Source organism: Ruegeria sp. CDSA033, assembly GCF_059612305.1.
In genome coordinates this window covers 1-18,890 of the sequence record NZ_JBXWQI010000016.1, presented here as the reverse complement: position 1 = coordinate 18,890, position 18,890 = coordinate 1, and the positions used below count along the sequence as shown (strand labels likewise).

Genomic DNA, 18,890 nt, shown 5'->3' with positions numbered 1-18,890 from the left:
CATGCCTAACTCTCATTCACAACATGGCCGCTATTATTTAGTGATAGGATTGTAAGCTATTCACAGATACATTGATGTCTATCGATGTAACGAAGGAGCTTTTATTGTACCGGTTAAGCGATACCGATATCCGCCTACTGCATGTCTTTCGTGCAGTTGTTGAATGCCGTGGCTTTTCGAATGCACAAGCCGTTCTTAATGTTGGTCAGCCAACTATCAGCAGCCATATTAGTCAATTAGAGCAAAGGCTTGGATTTCGATTGTGTGATCGGGGTCGTACTGGATTTCGCCTGACCCGTAAGGGCGAGAGTGTCTATGAACAGATTTTGGTATTGTTCAAAGCGCATGAGAATTTTCAGAACATAACCCTGGAGCTCAAAGGCAAACTCAGTGGTTTTTTAAAGCTCGGCCTGATCGATAGTACGGTTACGGATTCCAACAGCCCGATCATCCGCAGCCTGGAGATGCTTAACAACAAGGCCAATGAAATTGCGATTCGGTTATCGATCTTGACACCAAATCACTTGGAAAAGGCAGTACTGGATGGGGATATCGATATCGCCTTTGGAACGTTTGACCAACAAGTGCCAAACCTGAGCTACAAATCAGTCTATGTAGAGCAAAATACGCTGTATTGTTCGTACAACCATCCGATCGCGAGCATGACAAAAAAGTCGGATATCCGCCGAGCTGTTGCCGATAGTCGCAAGGTCACCAGATCGTATCTTGAAGGTGAGGATCTGTTTCCACTGGGTAGCGATCACAGTGTCAATCATGCCTCTGTCGAATTTTTGGAGGCGGCAGCAATCATGTTGTTGGCCGGAGGACATATCGGATTTCTGCCAAACCACTATGCTAAAATGTGGGAAGAAACTGGTAAGTTGTTCCCTATCCTGCGCGATGTATACATTTATACTTCGGAATTCTACATTGTGACCCGAAAAAACCTGCGTGGCTCAGTTATTGTCGAAACCTTTTTGGAAGACTTGGAAATCGCCATCGCAGAAATCAATGCGGATAACGAAACTGACCAGAGACCCTAAGACCGCAAAGTCTTCATGTGGTGTTGATTGGGATCGGGCTAACCGGCGCGTCATAATAAGGCAGTTGATCCCGCCGTGGTGAATACGTCCCATCTGCCGTTACCTTTTCCACATGAGCGGCAATTTCTTCCATCGGCGCGAACCAGACATCGCCCCGTTGCAAAACCTCTTCGAGAAATGCACTCATCACCTCCCAGCGTGCCAGACGGCCTGTCGCAAAGGGATGCACAACCGGTATCCACAGACCGCCGTGGCGGTAAGCGGCTTCGAACTCTTGCCTGAATGTTTCGAAACCTTCCCGTGGCGCACGGATAGGCATCATGTAGTCCAAATCGCCGGATTGAACGTACTGTGGCCAGTCGTCCAGGCCCCAATGTGTTGGCAATTCGATCAGAGATCCCTTGCGGCAATCCAAATAGTAAGGAACGTCGTCTCCCATCAACGAAGCATCATAGGTAAAGCCACGCTCGGCCAGAAGGTCTGCTGTGCTATCGGAAAAATTATAAAGTGGAGCGCGAAAGCCACGTGGGGCTTGCCCGGTTGCCGACTTGATTACGTCCAACGCCCGATCCAACCAGTACTCTTCTTCTGAAGGGGGTAGTTCGCTGGGGTGTTCATGTATGTAACTATGATGTGCAATCTCGTTTCCGCCTTCAAGCATTGCTTCCACAGCCGAAGGGTAACGTTCGATACACCAGGCCGGAACAAAGAAGGTTTGGCGCAATCCAAGACGCTTGTAGGTTTCGACGATGCGCGGAACGCCGACCTCGGGCCCATAACGCAACATCGACAGAGCCGAGACTCGCGAATGGCCATCGGTCTTGTGAGCGACGTGGATTAAGCTGTCGGCATCCATATCAAACGTGACGCACGCCGCGCATTTGGCCCCGTTCGGCCAGGGAACCGGGTTCTTGATCATGGCATCACACTCCCTCCATTGACGTGCATCCCTTGACCAGTGATGAACTGCGAGGAATTTGAGGTCAGAAAAACCGCCATATCTGCGATTTCCTCAGCCGCACCGAACCGGGACAAGGGGATATCTAGCTCCTTCTGGCGCCATTCCTCAGTCATCTGGTCGGCCGACAACATCGCAGTGTCGATCGGACCCGGACAGATCGCGTTGACCAGAATATTTGGTGCGAATTCCTTGGCCCATGATCGCATCAAGCCGATCACACCATGTTTAGAGGCTACATATGGTGAAAACGTCTCGCGCCCGAGATACCCCAGATCTGATGCAATCAGGATCACCCGCCCACCATGGGGTTGCATCACACGAATTCCTTCACGACCAACCAGAAAAGTGCCACGCAGATTGACATCGATCACGCGATCGAACTCTTCGGTTTTTGTGTCGAGCAGGGGCTTTTCATGCATGATCCCCGCACAATGAATAAGAAAGTCAATGCGCCCGATATATTGGCGCACCTGTGCAAACAGCGCCGATACATCTTCGTCGCGCGACACATCACAGGTGATCGAAACCGCCCGTCCAGAAACCGCTCCAATCTCTGCCACGGTTTCATCAGGCGGAACAATGTCAACACAAGCGGTCCACACCCCATGAGACGCAAGCGCCTTGGCACATGCAGCGCCGATTCCGTTGGCTGCGCCGGTTACCACAGCCCGGCGACCAATCAATTCTGACCCGTAGTTGACCGACCCCATGACGTTAAGTTGTCCGGTTGTGCAGGATGCGACCAATCAAATTCATCAGGATCTGCGCAGCAAGAATTGAAGTTGAGCCGGAATGATCATAGTCCGGTGCCACTTCCACTAAATCGACGCCCACAATGGTGCCGCGTTTAGTCAAGCCATCCAGGAATTCCAGAACTTCATAGTACTGAAACCCGCCATGGCTTGGAGTGCCGGTACCCGGCGCGATTGAAGGATCGAAAGCGTCAACGTCTATGGTCACATAGTAGCGTTTGCCTTCGGGCACGCGGCCCAAAATGCCTTGAACGCCCAGATTGCGTAAATGCCTGACAGAAAGAATATCCGACCCCATTTCACGGGCTTGGTCATATCCTTCCTTCGCAGTCGAAGACACGTTCCGGATGCCCAGTTGAGTCAATCCAGTAACATAATCTTTCTCTGCCGCTCGTCGCATCGGATTACCGTGGCCGTATCGCACGCCGTGACGTTCATCTACGAAATCCAAATGGGCGTCTATTTGGACGACGTGAAATGGCTCCTGATCATCAAATGCATTGATGCATGGAATATTGACCGAATGATCTCCGCCAAGCACAACCGGCAGCGCACCGGACTTCAGAATTGCACGTACACCAGCTTCGATATTGGCGTGACTGTTTATTGTATCAGTATGGATGATGTCGGCATCACCGATATCGACAATCTTGGTCGTGTTGGCAGGCAGGTAAGTGACATCGTCTTCGAAATCATAAGCTCCGCCATGTCCGAACGAAAAAAGCGTCGACGCTTCACGGATTGCGCGTGGACCGAACCGAGCACCTGATCGCCACTGACAACCAAAATCGAACGGTGCACCCAATACCGCAACATCTGCATCAATTGCGTTCCAATCCGCCACGTAATCGCCTTTGGCAAAAGTGCAGATGCCAACAAAGGGCAAATTCAACCGCCCACCTTCATATCCATGACTGCTCATCTGGGGATCTTTCATGTGTCAACAGGTTCCATTCCTGGCCACAGTAGCAAAGCAATAACATTGGTAAACTCAGGCCCTACAAATGATTACATTGAAAAAGACCAATGTTACCTGACAGTCAGAAGATTGCATGGTCAAAGCTCAACCGATTGTAACGTGTTGACCAAACGCCGGGAGCAATCCAATAGAGAGTTGAAAACAAATGATTTCAGTCGCAATGGGTGGTCTCAGCGCGCTGTCCCTCGGGGTCGCGGACTTCATAGCCAGTCAGAATTCAACACGTATTGGCGCGGCGCGGTCTTTGCTTGGAATGTTGCTGGTCAGTTCTGTCGTGCTAAGCGTATTCTTGCTGTTTCAGGGTGGGTTTTCTGAACTGTTCATACCGGCAAAAGCCCGGTCGATCCTGCTGGCAAGCTTGCACGGATTCACGATGGCGTTCGCATTGCTACTGTTCTTTTATACAATGTCCATTGGCAAAATAAGCGTCGTCGCCCCAATAGTTGCGTCACATCCCTTGGTGATTGTTTTCTTTCGCGCAGCACAAGGCGAACGCCTGACTACTGCACAACTGGTCGCCGCTATAGGAGTGCTAGCCGGTGTTGCGCTGGTGGGAGCGAGCGGCGGAAGTCACTCCTCAAGCGATAGACAAACCAAGTACCAAGCCAAATGGCAGATCGTGGTATGCATATCCCTAGTATCAAGCCTGTTTTATGGGACAGCTATCCTCTTTCTTCAGGAAGCTGCTGACGGAATCGCAGACTCGCAAGTGTTGTGGTTCGGACGCGTTGTTGGGTTTGTTACAGTCTTGTTCTTTATCCTCGCGAAGCGACAAACACCATTTCCTCCTTCGACGAAATGGTGGCCGATATTCATGGTACATGGAACCCTAGATTCGGGCGGGCTTTTGTTTTTGCTTTTGGGCACAAACGGCAGTCCAAATGATACCTTGACCGCTGTAGTGGCTTCTACCTTTCCGGTCATCACCATGGGTCTGGCATGGTTGCTTTTGAACGAGCGCTTAAGGCCACTTCAGTTGCTGGGTGCTGGACTTGTTCTGACTGGCGTGTCCGTGATTGTTGGCCATTGATCAGTCTTTGATCTCTACAACCGAGACTGTTGCATAGCCAAAAACAAAAAAATTGGTTTTCAGGTCGTAAGATCTATGGTGATCTATTATGCTCTGTCCCTGCTTCATCTATCCAAAAAGAAAGGGGGTTTGCCTTCACACCATCCAACATCCTCAACACTTCTGCCTTCCATCCCGCTTTGGTCTGTAATGCCAGTTGGGACGGTGGTCGGTGGTTTGGTTCGAGGATGGCATACTCATATCTGAGCGGTTTCGTGAAAGGTAAGAAAACCACTTTGCCATTCGAGAAGTTGAGCTCACGTTCAGTCGCAACTGTCAGCGGATCAACGATGCTGCAACACTGTCCTGAACTCACAAAGGGGATTAATGGCAGAAAGTACTGGCATGTTACCGTTGGGTTGTATTCAGCCGCCACATTCTCAAAATCCTGCCGAATCTTTCGCTGGAACGGGTGTGAAGGATGCAAACCGCCCATTGGAGTGCCGCCCAGATCCGATAGGGTCAGGCTCTGGCGCGATGAAAGTGGATGATCGCGATCAATGGCACAGAAGCAATCTGCCCGGATAAGCTCGGCGGAATACTGGGGCTCTTTGCCGGTTGAATGCTCAAAGTCTGCAAAGCCGAAGTCGATGGTTTGTGTTCCCGCAAGCTCCATAATCTGTGGCGAGCTGCGTGTGGACAGTGTTATGCGAATTTCGGGGTTTTCGCCAACTGACTGGCTTATGAAACGCGGGAACAAAAAGGCGGATGGACCAGGCATCGTTGCGATATTCAAGCTTCCGGCATGCCCTTTGATGAGCCCTTCCATGGTGTTGGAGATCGACGCGAGGCGGTCCAGAATGCCTGTCGTTTCTGCCAGGAGATAATGCGCTTCGGGAACCGGCGCCAAACGCCGTCCTTTACGTTCGAACAGCATTAGGCCCAGAGATTTTTCAAGGTTTTTCAACGCAAGGCTGATCGCAGGCTGCGTTCGGTTCAGTTTCTTGGCTGTTTGAGAGATGGAGCCGGTCTCCATCACCTCACGAAATACGGTTAGCTGAGTCAGGTTCATAATCTTAAACATAAGCAAAACTTTAGTTTAGTGAAATATAACAAATTTGTATTTATGCAGTTTGTCTCTACGCTTGCAGGATCGAAGTTTGGGAAAACCAAAACCGAAATTCCAACAAGGGAGATGATAATGAAATTTGTGAAATGCTTGACTGGTCTTGCATTGGCGGGCGCGATGGCAGCCCCCGCGCTGGCGCAGGACCCAACGTTCTTCCGTATTGGCACCGGTGGCGCTGGCGGAACCTATTTCCCCATCGGTGGCACCATTGCAAATGGAATCTCCGCCCCTCCGGGATCGCGCCCGTGTGAAGAAGGCGGCCAGTGCGGTGTTCCGGGCCTGATCGCGATCGCGCAATCCACCACCGCTTCGGTCTTCAACAATGCCGCCGTGCAGAATGGAGAACTTGAGGCCGGGCTGGCTGCGGCCGACGTCACCCGTTCGATGTATTTGGGTGAAGGTAAGTTCGAAGGCAAACCTCATCCCAAACTGCGCATCGTGGCCAATCTGTTCCCAGAAGACCTGCATCTGGTGCTTCCGGCCGGCTCGACGATTAACGATCTGAGTGACCTGGAAGGCAAGCGTGTCGGTATTGCTCAGGCTGGTTCCGGCACGCAGGTTGCCGTTTTGCAGATGCTGGATGCTTGGGGCGTCAACCGTGACAACATGGATGAGGCCGAGCTGAACAACAGTCAGAGCGCCGAACGTCTGGCCGATGGTCAGCTTGATGCCTATTTCTATGCCGCAGGCTGGCCGGTTGCTGCGATGGTGCAGCTGTCTTCGACCAAAGGTATGAACCTGCACTCCTTCTCCGACGAAGATCTGGGCAAGATCAACGAGATCATTCCGGCCTATATCCCCTCAGCCATTCCAGGTGGCGTGTATGAAGGCATCGACGGCGAAACCAAGACCCCTGCGGTCAGCGCGATGCTGGTTGTGTCGTCAGACCTGTCTGACGATCTGGTCTATGAGCTGACCAAGGCGATGTGGAACGACAATACCCGCAAGCTACTGGATAACGGTCATGCTAAGGGCAAGCAGATCACCCCTGATACTGCTTTGGATGGTGTCGAAGCACTGGGCGTTCCGCTGCATCCGGGTGCTGAGAAGTTCTACAAAGAAGCCGGACTTCTTCAGTAACCCGTTCTCATCTCAACTCATCGTCCGGTGCCCCTATTTGGGGCACCGCACACTCGAAATGCGCGAAATCAGGGGGCCATCATGTCCACGACTCAAAATCTTGATGACCACGAACTCACAGCCGAAGAATTAGCGGCTATCGAAGAACAGTTCGACGAGGGTGCCGCCGTCCGGCAGGTTACGCCGACAACTGGCAAGGTCCTGCGCGTTGTGGCCCTGATCTTTGCGTTTTACGAATTCTTCACGGCCGGTTTTGGCCTGCCGGCCGATCACTGGCACATGGGCATCTATCTGGCTCTGCTGTTCATCCTGGTCTACGCGACAATCCCGATTATCGGGGCCAAAAGCCTTTACGCGCTAAAGGTCAGCAGGTTCCGGATCGGCAACATCCCTCTTTACGATCTGGTCTTCATGGCCCTTGGGATCATCGCGGCGCTGTATGTGGGCGTCGCCTGGCGTGGCATTCCGTTTCTTGGGATTGAGGAACAGACGTTCCGCATGGGCAACCCTAATAACTATGACGTAGTACTGGGCGTCATAATTATCCTGCTGGTGCTCGATATCGCGCGCCGCACGTTAGGCTGGGTGCTGCCACTGATTATCTGTGTGTTTATCTCGTATGCGCTGCTAGGCCCCTATTTCCCCGGCTTGCTACAGCACCCCGGCGTGAACTTCAAAACCTTCGTATCGTCGATGTATTTCCCGCAAGAGGGTATCTATGGCGTCACGTTGTGGGTCGTTTCGACGATCGTCTTCCATTTCGTGTTGTTCGGCGTGATCGCGCAACGCACCGGGTTGGGGCAACTTTTCATCGATAACGCCACCATTTTGGCGGGCCGCTATACTGGCGGTCCGGCAAAAGTGTCGGTGGTATCCTCGGCCTTCTTCGGCACGATCTCGGGTTCTTCGGTGGCCAACACCGTTTCGACCGGCGCGCTGACAATTCCCAACATGAAGCGCCTTGGATACCCCGGCCATTTTGCGGGCGGGGTCGAGGCTGCATCTTCGGCGGGTGGCCAGATCACCCCGCCGATTATGGGGGCCGCTGCCTTTATTATGGCCGAGTTCCTCGAGGTTCCCTACACCACCATCGTGATTGCTGCGATCTTCCCAGCACTACTGCACTATGTCGGTGTATTCGCCGTCGTGCATTTGATGGCACGCAAGCTGAATCTCAAAGGTCTGACCAAAGACCAACTGCCGCAGCTCAAAGCCGTCTGGGCCGAAGGTTGGGCCAACATAGTGCCCCTGATCGGCCTGCTCGTCGTTCTGTTCACGGGTTACACGCCCTTCATGTCGGCCTTCTGCGGCATATCACTTGCGGTAATCGCGGGCATGTCTCGATTGAGGCAACCTCCGACGCTGATCTATGCGGCAGCGTTCCTCAGCTTTGTACTGTGGAAATTCTCAGACGGCGGCTTTGACCTGACCATGACAACAATCCTGTGCGGATTGACGGCGGTCGCAACAATGAACCCTCAGAAACGCATCGAAGTGCCCGAGATGCTACAGGCGGTAGAATTGGGTGTGAAATACTCGCTGGCCGTGGGCGCCGCCGCAGCTGCGGTTGGTATCGTGGTAGGCGTGATCAACACCACTGGCATCGGTTTCCGCATCGGTTTCATGGTTACGCAAGGCGCAGGCAACCTGGCATCGGATCTGTACAACATGATCTCGTTCGGCAGCTTCCAGTTCTTTGCGATGGAAGACTTACAATTGTTCATCTCATTGGTGTTCATCGCCGTCGTCTGTATCCTGATGGGCGCCGGCATTCCGACCACCGCGCTGTACATCATGCTGGTGTCAGTGGCGCAGCCTGCGCTGGCACAACTGGGCGTTCCACCCATCGCCAGCCACCTTTTCGTGCTCTACTACGGCGTGGTGTCCGAGATTACACCGCCGGTCTGTACTTCAGCCTATGCCGCGGCTGCCATTGCGAACTCAAACCCGTTCCGAACTGGTCTTTCTGCTTTCACCCTTGGATTGGGCAAAGTGATCGCGCCTATGGCCTTTGTCTATGCGCCGGTGCTGCTATTTGTGTCCTCAACCGGGTTTAACCTGTGGGAGTTCACCTATACCGCGACCAGTTGCATCGCTGGGGTTATTGCCCTGTCGGCGGCTGTGGTTGGGTATTGGTTGAGTCCGCTGAATATCGCATCGCGCATTTTGTTGGCCATCGCTGGGATTATCTTTGTCGCGCCCAGCCTGACTGCTGATCTGATCGCGTTGGCCGTGGCGTCACCGGTGATCATCACCCAACTGATCGCGCGCAACCGCAGTCATACTCCGGCCTGAAAAGATGACCGAACAAGTCACCATCATCGGCGCAGGGATCGTCGGCATTTGTTGCGCGTTGTCGTTTCAGGAACGGGGTATTCCAGTTCGACTGATCGATCGAGGTGAGCCAGGGCAAGAAACCTCATTCGGGAATGCGGGCGTAGTTTCACCGTGGTCAATCATTCCGCAAGCGATGCCGGGCATATGGAAATCACTGCCACAGATGCTACTGGACCCCAAAAGCGCGCTTTCGGTCAGAACCAGTTTCTGGCCAAAAATGATCCCCTGGGGGCTGCGGTTTTTGGGAAACTCTGGCGAAAGATCAGTGCGTGAAATCTCGGACGCGATGGAGCTTTTGTGCCGCCCTTCTATCGACCTGTATCGTCGTCATCTTCAAGGCACCGGGCACGAAAACCTGATCACTGACAGCTACTATATTCACGCTTTTCGCCAACGGAAGCAGGCTGATCTGAATGGGCTTGGATATCTGATCCGCCAGGAAAAAGGAGGCGATCTGGAGCTTGTCGATGGTGCCGAGTTGCGCGGCCTGGAACCTGCACTGTCAGAGGAATTCAAAGCCGCAATCGTGATAAAAGGTCAGGCACGAGTAACCTCACCAGGACGTGTTGGCGCAGTTCTGGCTGAAAAAGCGCGCTCGCAAGGCGCTGAAATAGTAAAAACCGAAGTCTCCAGGCTGACATCGGCTGAAGATGGTCGTTGGCAGATTATAACCTCGCATGGCACGATGCGCGCTGCCAACATCATCCTCGCGGCAGGTGTGTGGTCCGCCAACCTGCTGAAACCACTGGGGATGCCTGTGCCGCTTGTGGCCGAGCGGGGCTACCATGTCGAATTCCCTAAGCCCTCGGCCCAATTGAACAATTCGGTCATGGATGTAGACGCAAAGGTGGTCGCAAGTTCGATGCAGGACGGTCTGAGAGTCGCTGGCACGGCTGAATTTGGTAGCGTCGACGCGCCCGCTGATCCTCGCAAGAAAAAAATCCTGACCGAACAAGCCAAGGCCATGGTGCCAGGCCTCAATACAGGCGAGGCACAATTTTGGATGGGTCGACGTCCGTCCTTTCCGGACAGTTTGCCGGCGATCGGACCAGTTAACGGGCGGGAAGGGCTCTATACCGCGTTCGGGCATTCTCATTATGGGCTGATGATGGCCCCAAAGACCGGCGAGCTTGTGGCCGATCTTGTGTCCGGTCGCAGCCCAAACATCGATCTGGCCCCGTTTTCTCTGGCCCGGTTCTAAAGTTTCAAATCAGAAGGATCCGATGATTATGCCAATATACAACGGTGGTCAGAACATCTGCGGGGCGTCAATTGGTGTTCTGTGCCTTGAAAGCTATTTTCCAAAACCACCGGGCCATATCAAAAACCCTTCCAGCCTGCCATTTCCGGTTTTGTATGAGATGATCGACGGTGTGACGGTCCCGACCTTGCTGAACAACCCTTCGCCCGAGTTACTGGCACCGTTCATCGAAGGCGCCAAGCGGCTTGAGGCTGAAGGCGTGCGAGCCATCACAGGCAGTTGCGGCTTTCTAGCCTTGTTTCAAAAAGAATTAGCAGCTGCGGTTTCAGTGCCTGTCTTTGCCTCCAGCCTGATCCAGGTGCCGCTGGCCTTTCACATGACCGGTGCCAACGCGCCAGTGGGTGTGCTAACTGCGGATGCATCCGCATTGACGGCCCGGCATTTCGAAGGTGTTGGTGCATCAGGTGTTCCTGTGGCCGTGAAGGGATTGGAAGATACCACAGAATTCGCCGAAGTGATCTTGCGGAACACACGGACCCGTATGGATACGGACCTGATCGAAACCGAGGTCTTGGATGCGGCCCGTACTCTGGTTCTTGAAGCTCCTGACATTCGCTCGTTGGTTTTGGAATGCACGGACCTGCCGCCTTACGCATCGCGGCTTCAGGAAGAACTGCAGCTTCCTGTTTTTGAGCTGACCACACTGGCGCAAATGGCGCACGCTGTGACGACCCGGGCGCAATACTCGGGACTGATGCCGTGGCAGCGCTGACCGTACCAAAGCGGTCACTGAAAGAGAAAAAGAATGGACGCTGGCGGGGACCTCGGAATATCTGAGGCCTTGCGACATTGTTTTGGTCCATAGGAGTTTTGAGTGTCCGTTGACCTGTCCATCCTGATGATTGCCATCTGCCTTGGTGCAATGCTACAAGTCGGAGTTGGTATCGGGTTCAGCATCATCGCGGGACCGCCCATGATGATTTTGCTTGGCACGTCGACAGCGGTTCCCGTTTTGCTTTTGCTGAACACGTTTGTATCAGTGGTAGCGACGGACCGGCATGTTCTAAAAAACAACCATCAACTAATCCGCACCGCGGTCATTGGTTGCTGTGTCGGAGTTGCCGCCGGCCTTGTTGTGTATCCCTTTTTGAGCGAAGCTTTTGTTCTTGCCCTGACGGCGTGTCTATTGCTGATCGGGTTGACTACGACGTTGCTCCCCTTGCGGGGACCCATTGGCAACGCTGGGTTTTCAGTCGTTACAGGACTGTCTGGGCTTGCGACTGTTTGGGCGGCGACACCGGGCCCTCTTATGGTGTTTGGTTTGATAGCTAAAGGCCGTTCCGCCAAAGAAGTAGCGAAACTGGTTCAACCCATAGCGCTGGTGGCATATGGCATAGCTTTCTTGTTGCACAATTTGTCCGAAGCCCAAGCAATCTCATATGAACCGCAGTTAATAGGGTTCGTTGCGATCACTCTGATCGGCAGCATAATTGGTCGTGCAGCAGGCCCTTATTTGCCACAGCCGATCGTCATCGCAGTGATCCGCGTGGTATCCTTGATTGCCTGCTGCGTTCTGTTCCATCGGGCTTTTTCAATGGCTTAACCTTAAAGGTCACAAGATGACACGAAATAACAATCTGCACAGGTTTCCACGTGCCAAACTTATGTCGGGTCCAACCCCTTTGGAGCGTTTGGACAACTTGTCGGCAGAACTGGATATCGACCTTTGGCTGAAACGTGATGATCTGACTGGGCTTAGTTTTGGTGGCAACAAAACACGGCAGCTTGAATTCTATCTCGGAGATGCGCGTCAACAAGGTGCTGATACCATTCTGATCACCGGTGCTGTCCAATCCAATTTCGTTCGGTCTGCGGCCGCTGCGGCAGCCAAACTGGGCATGCAATCCGTGCTTCAGTTGGAAGAGCGTGTCCCTAACATGGGGGCGGAGTACTATTCGTCCGGGAATGTGCTGCTGGCACAAATCCTTGGTGCCGAGCATATGGGTTACCCTGAAGGTGAAGACGAAGCGGGAGCCGACGCAGCGCTGCATGCGCGCGCAGTTGAATTGAAAGCCAAAGGTCACAAACCGTACGTTATTCATCTGGGGCTGGGCCATCCGCCCTTGGGTGCCTTGGGCTACGTCGTGGCCGGACAGGAATTGTATCAGCAGATGCCGGATTTCGACGCGGTCGTCGTCCCCTCGGGTAGCGGTGCCACACATGGCGGACTGCTGACCGGTCTGGCGTTAGAAGAAAGCACCGCATCAGTGTTTGGTATTTGCGTGCGCCGGGATCGCGAAAAGCAAAAGGCTCGAATGAAAACCGTTCTGCAGAATCTTGCGGACTTGCTGGAAATCGAAGCAGGTTTTCTACAGGACAGGATTGATGTTTGGGATGAAGCCTTGCCGCCAGGCTATGGCAAAGTGAATGCCAAAACACGCACTGCAACGGAGAAAATGGCCCGAACCGAAGGGGTTTTTCTAGACCCGGTCTATTCTGCTAAAACGTTCGCCGGTTTGCTGGACCTGATCGAACGTGGAAAGATAAAACCAAGTGAGAAAGTCGTTTTACTGCACACGGGCGGGTTGCCCGCACTTTTCGGATATCAAAAAGAGCTAGTAGGCAACCCGGCTTGAGTTGCTCAAAGCACAAATCCGGATCAGGATCCTACTTGGCTGTACCTTTGGTACCCAAACGAATTTTTTAGCCCGTTCCGGCTCGATTTGCGAACACGCAAGGTCAGCGTTCGGTTCGCGAGTTGCAACTGAGTTCTACGCTGGGAACGGCAGTATTGTCCCGTTCATCTTTCATTTGCAATCTGACTTTGACTGTCCGAAATGTGCGGTTCGCGGCTTTCTGCCGGAGCAAAGCCAAACATAGAGACGGAGGTCCGGAATGGCCTCAAATGGCTTGTTCAGGCTCACTGCAGAGAAAGTCGGCAGCGAGCCCACTGTTATACGCGTCTGATCTGAGCCGTTTGTTGGGCGTGCAATTTCTATCGCCCACCCGATAGTACTAACTGACCAGTAAGCGGCCGTAAATTTAGCTGAAATTGAATGACGTTTTGCCCGCCCACTGGACTTCTATGGCAATCGTAAACGCTCGACTGCTACGAACGGCAACCTTAAGGCTCCGGGCTGCAGGACATAGAAGTCCAATGGAATGTTCGCTTTGGACCGTGATATGTCGCAGATCGCTTACCCCGCCGTCTCATACAGCTGCACGTCTTGACTGTCGCTATAAAATTCGAGGTCGGAAACTGGAGCTATTGTCCGAGATGTCGAAGGTAGTGATTTTTTTTGAGTGAACAAACCTTTGACAGGAGTAGACATTCAACAAAACAGAACCCGATTGGTGTCCGTGAACCAGCACTTTTGATTTCGCGGCTCCTTTCCAATTGAGAGCCTCTCAAGATTTGGTCCCTTTTCCAGGGGATACCTCGGCCTCATCCAGATCCAACACCGCGGGGTCGATCATGCGCTTGTCAGCGCTCATCTTGACAGAGTTTCGCATGGCCTTGCTTCGCCGCAGCAAGCGCCGGAAACTTGCTTCGTCGAGCATAAGCAGCGTCGACGGTGCCAATGCCCGCACGTTTACGCGACGGGGCCGTTTCAATAACATGGCCAATTGCCCGAACATTTCACCACGACCCAGCCGCGAGGTGTGCCGGCCGAGTTCCACTTCAACAGCTCCGGAAGCAATGAAGAATACACTCTGGGCGAATTCGTCTTTGGAAATGATGGTATCACCCGCGTTGGCATATCGAGTACGCAGCGCCCGGCTGAGTTTCCTAAGCGAAGACTTGTCGAGATCGGAAAACAGTGGGAACTGCCGAACCAGATCCCGTCCTTTAAGAGTGATGTCCAACTTTGGACGTCCTTCAGATAACGTACGTCGCGTCGCCACTTCCTGCATCAACACGGAATAGAGTTCTTCGCCCACAAGGCCGTCTTCGCGCATGACCGCATATTCACGTTCTTCAAGGCGCAGCGCGGTTCGCTGGATGAATCGTCGCTCTAACTTTTCGGCGTAACCGGGAAATTGCAGTCTCAGACCATCAAGCGCCGTCTCAACCGCCTCGGATCGACGCGCCAACACTTCATCCAGCAATTCCGCAACCCGGCGGCCATGGATCCGGCGGATGCGGCCGCGGACGAACCCATCGAGGTCCTGCAGGATCAGACGTTGCATGAGCAATCTTTCGAACCTATCCGTTGTGATACGCGTGAGTGGGAACGAAATTCGAAGCCGGTTGTGCAGAAACACGGCGATCCGAAAAGATCTGCCGTAAACGACCGACCGATTTGATGCGCGCTGATAGCCGATCCGCCCGCCAGTCCGTGCGCCTTCAATGAGCCGATCGGCATCGGACAGAATCTTTTCACTCAGAACCGATGACATGGTGCGTTCCCGCATCCTGGCCAATACAGAGTCCCGCTCTGCACCGGCCAGCGCAATAAGACCAAGCGTGACCCGGTCACGATCCAGGATTTGCGCACTGTCTTCGGCGGCCTTTACGGCCTCGTCCAGGCGTTCACTAAACTGTTTGGCTTCGTTCCTGACGATATCGTGCGTCAGGTTATAGTTTTCTGCTGTGCGGGACACGTCCTCGCGAACCGATTGCAAGGCGACGGCGACCACCTGACGCGACAGGGCGGTATCAAGCGGAGAAAGCCTGTCGAGCCCCAGTTTTGTGATCACCATGCGCAAGGTTGTACCCTGAACAATCAGTGTAAACAGGGTAAAGCCAGTGGCCAGGATGCCGACCAGGCGCTTGGTCTCAAGCGGGATATGCGTGCTTTCGGTGACTGCCAGAGCCAGAGCCAGCGTCACGGCACCACGCAGCCCACCCCAAAGTATTGCGGTGCGATAGGGGCGTTCGACAGCAGGTGACAGACCGATTGCCGTAAGCAATGGCAGCAACCCGAACAGAATTGCCGCCCGTGCGAACATGGCGGCCAGAACCACCACAACCAGCAGGCCAAAGTCGGACGGCCGCACCTCTTCCAGCAATCGTGGTATCAGCAATGCTGCAAGAATAAAGATCAGCGCGCCGGCCCAATGTGCCAGAAGGTCCCAAACTTCTTGCAGATTTGTCCAGGTGGCCGGTGACAGACGACCGGGGCCTGTGAGGTTGAGCGTAAGACCTGCAGCCACCACCGCGATGACACCCGAAGCCCCGACGCTTTGTTCTGCAACGATATAGGCGAGATACGGTAGAGACACGGATATTGAAATCTGCGCCATTTCCCAGCGGCCTACGAAAGCCATCAGCCAAACCGCCGTGCGGGCCATGAGCCAACCGGTGAGAACTCCACCTGCGATCAAAAGCGGAAATTGCCCCACGGCTTCACTTAGCAGTGGATTGGGTCTCCCGAGCATGACAAAGCTCATGAATAGCCCGAAAAGAGCAATCGCAGCAGCATCGTTAAGAAGGCTTTCGCCCTCGATTATTCGCGACAGCCTGCGCGGTGCCGAAATCGACCGGAAAATGCTGACAACCGCTGAGGGATCAGTTGTCGATACAATAGCACCGATCAACAGACACGCGGCCAACGGCAGCGCACTTGCCCAACTGAGCGCATAGCCAATGGAGAGGGTTGCGACAATCACTGCCACAACGGCCATCATCAGGATGGGCATCCAGTCATCCAGCATCCTGCGCAGGTTCATGCCGAGTGTCGCCTGAAAGAGCAGCGTGGGCAGGAAAACATAGAGGAAGACGTCTGACCGGATCGGTAGATCTATGATCGCCTGCGCCCCCGGGTTCAATGCATCCGTCAGGTCTGTGTCGAGAAAGAACGTCGCGCCAAGCCCGATCACTATCCCCAGCACGGCGAGGATAACGCTGTAAGGCAGGCGCATTCGCGCGGCCAGCGGTTCCGCCACGCCGATGACAACAAAAAGAGAAGTGATGATGGTCGTAATGACGACGATATCCATAGTTACGTATTACCTGAGAACACGAGTAAGTGGAATCCACTCTTAAAGCCGGATCGACCACGTGGAAACAATGTGTGAACTTTTGCTCGTCCAGTCTGAGCCGTTACAGCGTATGTCAGGAATGACGGGCCGCAGTGTGACACCAGCGCGTTGAGTGAACGGCGGGTCTGGGGCCGTTCTGGCTTGGGCATTGTATCAGTGGACGCGAGTTGCTGTATCGCATCCGAGGTCGGCTCAGCACTGGCCTATCTTCATCGTCGGGGATTTTGAACACGTTGGGGTCCGCAGCGAAAGCCGGCAATCGACCTACAATAACCTGTCTAACCGACTGTTTCTTGGCATTTGACATCATCCTCGGTTAGTGAGTGAAACTCCGGCAATCACCAGCGCGCCGCCCACCAGCATGGCAACCTCAACCGGTTCGCGCAAGATAGCAGCCCCAAGGACCACCCCGAAGACGGGGACGAGATTGGTGAATACTGCCGCACGCTCAGGCCCTAGCGAGTGTACCCCCCGATAGTACCAAACAAATGGCACGACTGTTCCACCAATGGCCAGATAGATGATGGCCATAGTGCAAGTGAACGTGGGCAATTGCGGCAGTTGCACGGGACCGGCCAGCGACAACCCCAATGCCAGAAGTAAAAACCCAATTAGTGCAGCCCAGGTGGTTGCCGCCAGTGGCGAAATGCTTCCAAGTGCTTTGCGTCCAAGTAGCGTATATCCCACCCAACTGCCCACCGCAGCCAGCATGAACAGTTCTCCCCGCCCAAAATTATTCCGGACGTCAGACAGCAGCCCCGCAACGTCCCCCCTGCTAATCACGATCACGGCCCCGGCTAATGCCACACAAATCCCGGCAACTTGCCCAATCGGTAGGAGCCGCCGCGCGATCAACCCGCAGGCCAAAGCCACGGCTATCGGATTGAAGGCAACAAACAGTGCTGTTCGCGAAGCTGGCATCTCAGCCAGAGCGGCAAAGAAGAACAGGTTGTAAAGGCAGACGCCGGACAGTCCGAGAAGCGCCATCAACACGCACTGCCGCCAAGTGAGGCGGGGCAAACCACCTTCCGTTTTCCACACAAGATAAAGCAATACCAGCGACGCCAGGCCAAATCGAGCGGTTGCCGCGACTAGCGGGGACATTTCACTCGAAACCATGCGACCGGCAACAAATGTACCGCCCCACAGGAATGCTACCATTGAGAGCCGGGCGTAAAGCAAAGCGTTCTGCGACGCTGTGGAATATGACAGGGCAGGGGACATGGAAGCACCTAAAACATGGGATTGCCCATGTCGAGTTTCAGTTATACTGTGTTATAGTCAAATGAGTATTTACTTATGACTTTTGGTCAACTTGAAATTTTCGCCAATCTTGCCGAAACGCGCGGGTTTACGGCTGCTGCATTGCGCCTTGGGATCAGCCAGCCTGCAGTGTCTCATGCCTTAAAGAGTCTCGAGGATGAGCTTGGCGTCACGCTCTTTGATCGCACGGTATCGCCAATCGAACTGACGCCGTTGGGCGAACGACTTCTATCCCGCGCACGTGAAATTCTTGGGCTGGCCAATGCTATGCATCAGGAGGCGTCGGAATATCGTGGCGTGCAGACCGGCAGACTGCGGATCGGGTCTTTTGGTGCGACGTCATCGCTGCAGATCCTTCCACGCCTTCTCGAAGCATTTCACGCAGCCCATCCTGGTATCGAAGTGCTGATTGAAGAAGCCGCGGACGATGAGATTATCCGCTGGATCGAAGACCGGCGCATTGATCTAGGTTTTGTCGTGTTACCAGATGAGCGCTTCCGGACCTGGCCTGTCGCACAGGACCAGTTTGTTGCCTTGGTTGCTGCTGACAGTACTTTGGCCAGGCAATCCTCAATCCGATTGGAGCAGCTGTGCGAAATGCCATTCATCATGCCGGAATCTGGTTCTGCGCGGATCATTCGCCGTCTGTTCACACAGTCCCGTCTTAGCCCAAGTGTTCGGTATCGGACATCGCAGATGCTAAGTACTTTGACCATGGTGGAACGCAATCAAGGCGTCTCGGTCGTGGCCGAGATGGCCTTGCCGCCAACGAACGGTAAAGAGGGCTGGGTCAGCAAACCGCTTAATTCAGTCAGGACACGAAAAATTGGTCTTGCGATGCATCCGCACGCAACACCATCCCCTGCGGCGGTCGCTTTTGTTGAGGTCGTAAAAGAAAGTAGAGACGATCTTTGACGACGTGTGCAAGGGAAAGTGGCGACATACCGATTTGTACTTTTAAGTTCGAAATGGATATCAGAAAGCACTTCGTGAAATCATTACCCTCCTTATTGTTGACTTCGAATGTTGCAATGAGCCCTTTGTCCCAGTAGATTTTTGGAACGAGCAGTTGTTCTAGGGTCAGGACCCATTGATTTCCGCTTGGCTGCGTGATTCACGGTTCGAAAATCGAGCGGTGACCATGTCTGATC

Annotated in this window: 15 protein-coding genes; 9 read left to right on the top strand and 6 right to left on the bottom strand. The window is 53.7% G+C overall.

All coding sequences use genetic code 11. The features are described 5' to 3' along the window. The first annotated feature begins 74 nt into the window (after positions 1-74). A complete protein-coding gene (locus tag AC2FLA_RS17685; protein WP_496723983.1) occupies positions 75-1,043 on the top strand; it encodes a LysR family transcriptional regulator in 969 nt (322 codons plus the stop codon). 13 nt (positions 1,044-1,056) lie between these two features. Here AC2FLA_RS17685 and AC2FLA_RS17680 read toward each other — a convergent pair whose 3' ends face one another. From AC2FLA_RS17680 to speB, 3 genes are read right to left on the bottom strand one after another with little or no spacing between them, the layout of a single operon-like run. Then, positions 1,057-1,962 (bottom strand): polysaccharide deacetylase family protein, encoded by a 906-nt coding sequence (locus AC2FLA_RS17680; protein WP_496723981.1) that lies wholly within the window; start codon positions 1,960-1,962, stop codon positions 1,057-1,059. Continuing rightward, positions 1,959-2,714, bottom strand: coding sequence for an SDR family NAD(P)-dependent oxidoreductase (locus AC2FLA_RS17675; protein ID WP_496723979.1), 756 nt, complete (start codon positions 2,712-2,714; stop codon positions 1,959-1,961). The genes AC2FLA_RS17680 and AC2FLA_RS17675 overlap by 4 nt, the downstream gene beginning before the upstream one ends. 4 nt (positions 2,715-2,718) lie before the next feature. Beyond that, complete coding sequence (speB, locus tag AC2FLA_RS17670; protein WP_496724068.1) at positions 2,719-3,678, bottom strand: agmatinase; 960 nt, start codon at positions 3,676-3,678, stop codon at positions 2,719-2,721. Between the two features lie 217 nt (positions 3,679-3,895). On the opposite strand from speB, the gene AC2FLA_RS17665 reads away from it, so the two are divergent. Then, on the top strand, positions 3,896-4,765 hold the full coding sequence (locus AC2FLA_RS17665) for an EamA family transporter (RefSeq protein WP_496723977.1): 870 nt from the start codon (positions 3,896-3,898) through the stop codon (positions 4,763-4,765). Between the two features lie 73 nt (positions 4,766-4,838). On the opposite strand, the gene AC2FLA_RS17660 is transcribed toward AC2FLA_RS17665, so the two are convergent. Further along, entirely contained in the window at positions 4,839-5,828 is a 990-nt protein-coding gene (locus tag AC2FLA_RS17660) for a LysR family transcriptional regulator (protein ID WP_496723975.1), read from the bottom strand. Between the two features lie 117 nt (positions 5,829-5,945). Here AC2FLA_RS17660 and AC2FLA_RS17655 point away from each other — a divergent pair, with 117 nt between their 5' ends. The 6 genes from AC2FLA_RS17655 (at position 5,946) to AC2FLA_RS17630 (ending at position 13,127) form a co-directional block, all read left to right on the top strand. Beyond that, positions 5,946-6,953 (top strand): TAXI family TRAP transporter solute-binding subunit, encoded by a 1,008-nt coding sequence (locus AC2FLA_RS17655; RefSeq protein WP_282170278.1) that lies wholly within the window; start codon positions 5,946-5,948, stop codon positions 6,951-6,953. Between the two features lie 81 nt (positions 6,954-7,034). Further along, complete coding sequence (locus AC2FLA_RS17650) at positions 7,035-9,248, top strand: TRAP transporter permease (RefSeq protein ID WP_496723973.1); 2,214 nt, start codon at positions 7,035-7,037, stop codon at positions 9,246-9,248. Between the two features lie 4 nt (positions 9,249-9,252). Next, the gene (locus tag AC2FLA_RS17645; RefSeq protein WP_496723971.1) at positions 9,253-10,491 is read left to right on the top strand and encodes an NAD(P)/FAD-dependent oxidoreductase; all 1,239 of its coding nucleotides are present in this window, start codon (positions 9,253-9,255) and stop codon (positions 10,489-10,491) included. A 22-nt stretch (positions 10,492-10,513) separates the two neighbouring features. Then, the gene (locus AC2FLA_RS17640) at positions 10,514-11,263 is read left to right on the top strand and encodes an aspartate/glutamate racemase family protein (protein WP_496723969.1); all 750 of its coding nucleotides are present in this window, start codon (positions 10,514-10,516) and stop codon (positions 11,261-11,263) included. A 126-nt stretch (positions 11,264-11,389) separates the two neighbouring features. Continuing rightward, positions 11,390-12,094, top strand: coding sequence for a TSUP family transporter (locus AC2FLA_RS17635; RefSeq protein WP_496724066.1), 705 nt, complete (start codon positions 11,390-11,392; stop codon positions 12,092-12,094). A gap of 16 nt (positions 12,095-12,110) precedes the next feature. After that, entirely contained in the window at positions 12,111-13,127 is a 1,017-nt protein-coding gene (locus AC2FLA_RS17630) for a D-cysteine desulfhydrase family protein (RefSeq protein ID WP_496723967.1), read from the top strand. A 772-nt stretch (positions 13,128-13,899) separates the two neighbouring features. Here the strand turns inward: AC2FLA_RS17630 and AC2FLA_RS17625 are convergent. After that, positions 13,900-16,434: a cation:proton antiporter gene (locus AC2FLA_RS17625; protein WP_496723965.1), complete on the bottom strand. Its 2,535-nt coding sequence runs from the start codon at positions 16,432-16,434 to the stop codon at positions 13,900-13,902. A gap of 348 nt (positions 16,435-16,782) precedes the next feature. Beyond that, positions 16,783-17,637, bottom strand: a complete 855-nt coding sequence (locus AC2FLA_RS17620; protein ID WP_496724064.1) for a DMT family transporter — start codon at positions 17,635-17,637, stop codon at positions 16,783-16,785. Positions 17,638-17,775: 138 nt separating this feature from the next. Here AC2FLA_RS17620 and AC2FLA_RS17615 point away from each other — a divergent pair, with 138 nt between their 5' ends. Further along, the gene (locus AC2FLA_RS17615; protein WP_496723963.1) at positions 17,776-18,654 is read left to right on the top strand and encodes a LysR family transcriptional regulator; all 879 of its coding nucleotides are present in this window, start codon (positions 17,776-17,778) and stop codon (positions 18,652-18,654) included. Positions 18,655-18,890: the final 236 nt, after the last annotated feature.

What these genes read in the sequence shown, in the direction of transcription:
- AC2FLA_RS17685 (WP_496723983.1), top strand. Translation starts at nt 75, where the DNA reads ATGTCTATCGATGTAACGAAGGAGCTTTTATTGTACCGGTTAAGCGAT.
- AC2FLA_RS17680 (WP_496723981.1), bottom strand. Translation starts at nt 1,962, where the DNA reads ATGATCAAGAACCCGGTTCCCTGGCCGAACGGGGCCAAATGCGCGGCG.
- AC2FLA_RS17675 (WP_496723979.1), bottom strand. Translation starts at nt 2,714, where the DNA reads ATGGGGTCGGTCAACTACGGGTCAGAATTGATTGGTCGCCGGGCTGTG.
- speB (WP_496724068.1), bottom strand. Translation starts at nt 3,678, where the DNA reads ATGAGCAGTCATGGATATGAAGGTGGGCGGTTGAATTTGCCCTTTGTT.
- AC2FLA_RS17665 (WP_496723977.1), top strand. Translation starts at nt 3,896, where the DNA reads ATGGGTGGTCTCAGCGCGCTGTCCCTCGGGGTCGCGGACTTCATAGCC.
- AC2FLA_RS17660 (WP_496723975.1), bottom strand. Translation starts at nt 5,828, where the DNA reads ATGTTTAAGATTATGAACCTGACTCAGCTAACCGTATTTCGTGAGGTG.
- AC2FLA_RS17655 (WP_282170278.1), top strand. Translation starts at nt 5,946, where the DNA reads ATGAAATTTGTGAAATGCTTGACTGGTCTTGCATTGGCGGGCGCGATG.
- AC2FLA_RS17650 (WP_496723973.1), top strand. Translation starts at nt 7,035, where the DNA reads ATGTCCACGACTCAAAATCTTGATGACCACGAACTCACAGCCGAAGAA.
- AC2FLA_RS17645 (WP_496723971.1), top strand. Translation starts at nt 9,253, where the DNA reads ATGACCGAACAAGTCACCATCATCGGCGCAGGGATCGTCGGCATTTGT.
- AC2FLA_RS17640 (WP_496723969.1), top strand. Translation starts at nt 10,514, where the DNA reads ATGATTATGCCAATATACAACGGTGGTCAGAACATCTGCGGGGCGTCA.
- AC2FLA_RS17635 (WP_496724066.1), top strand. Translation starts at nt 11,390, where the DNA reads ATGATTGCCATCTGCCTTGGTGCAATGCTACAAGTCGGAGTTGGTATC.
- AC2FLA_RS17630 (WP_496723967.1), top strand. Translation starts at nt 12,111, where the DNA reads ATGACACGAAATAACAATCTGCACAGGTTTCCACGTGCCAAACTTATG.
- AC2FLA_RS17625 (WP_496723965.1), bottom strand. Translation starts at nt 16,434, where the DNA reads ATGGATATCGTCGTCATTACGACCATCATCACTTCTCTTTTTGTTGTC.
- AC2FLA_RS17620 (WP_496724064.1), bottom strand. Translation starts at nt 17,637, where the DNA reads ATGGTAGCATTCCTGTGGGGCGGTACATTTGTTGCCGGTCGCATGGTT.
- AC2FLA_RS17615 (WP_496723963.1), top strand. Translation starts at nt 17,776, where the DNA reads ATGACTTTTGGTCAACTTGAAATTTTCGCCAATCTTGCCGAAACGCGC.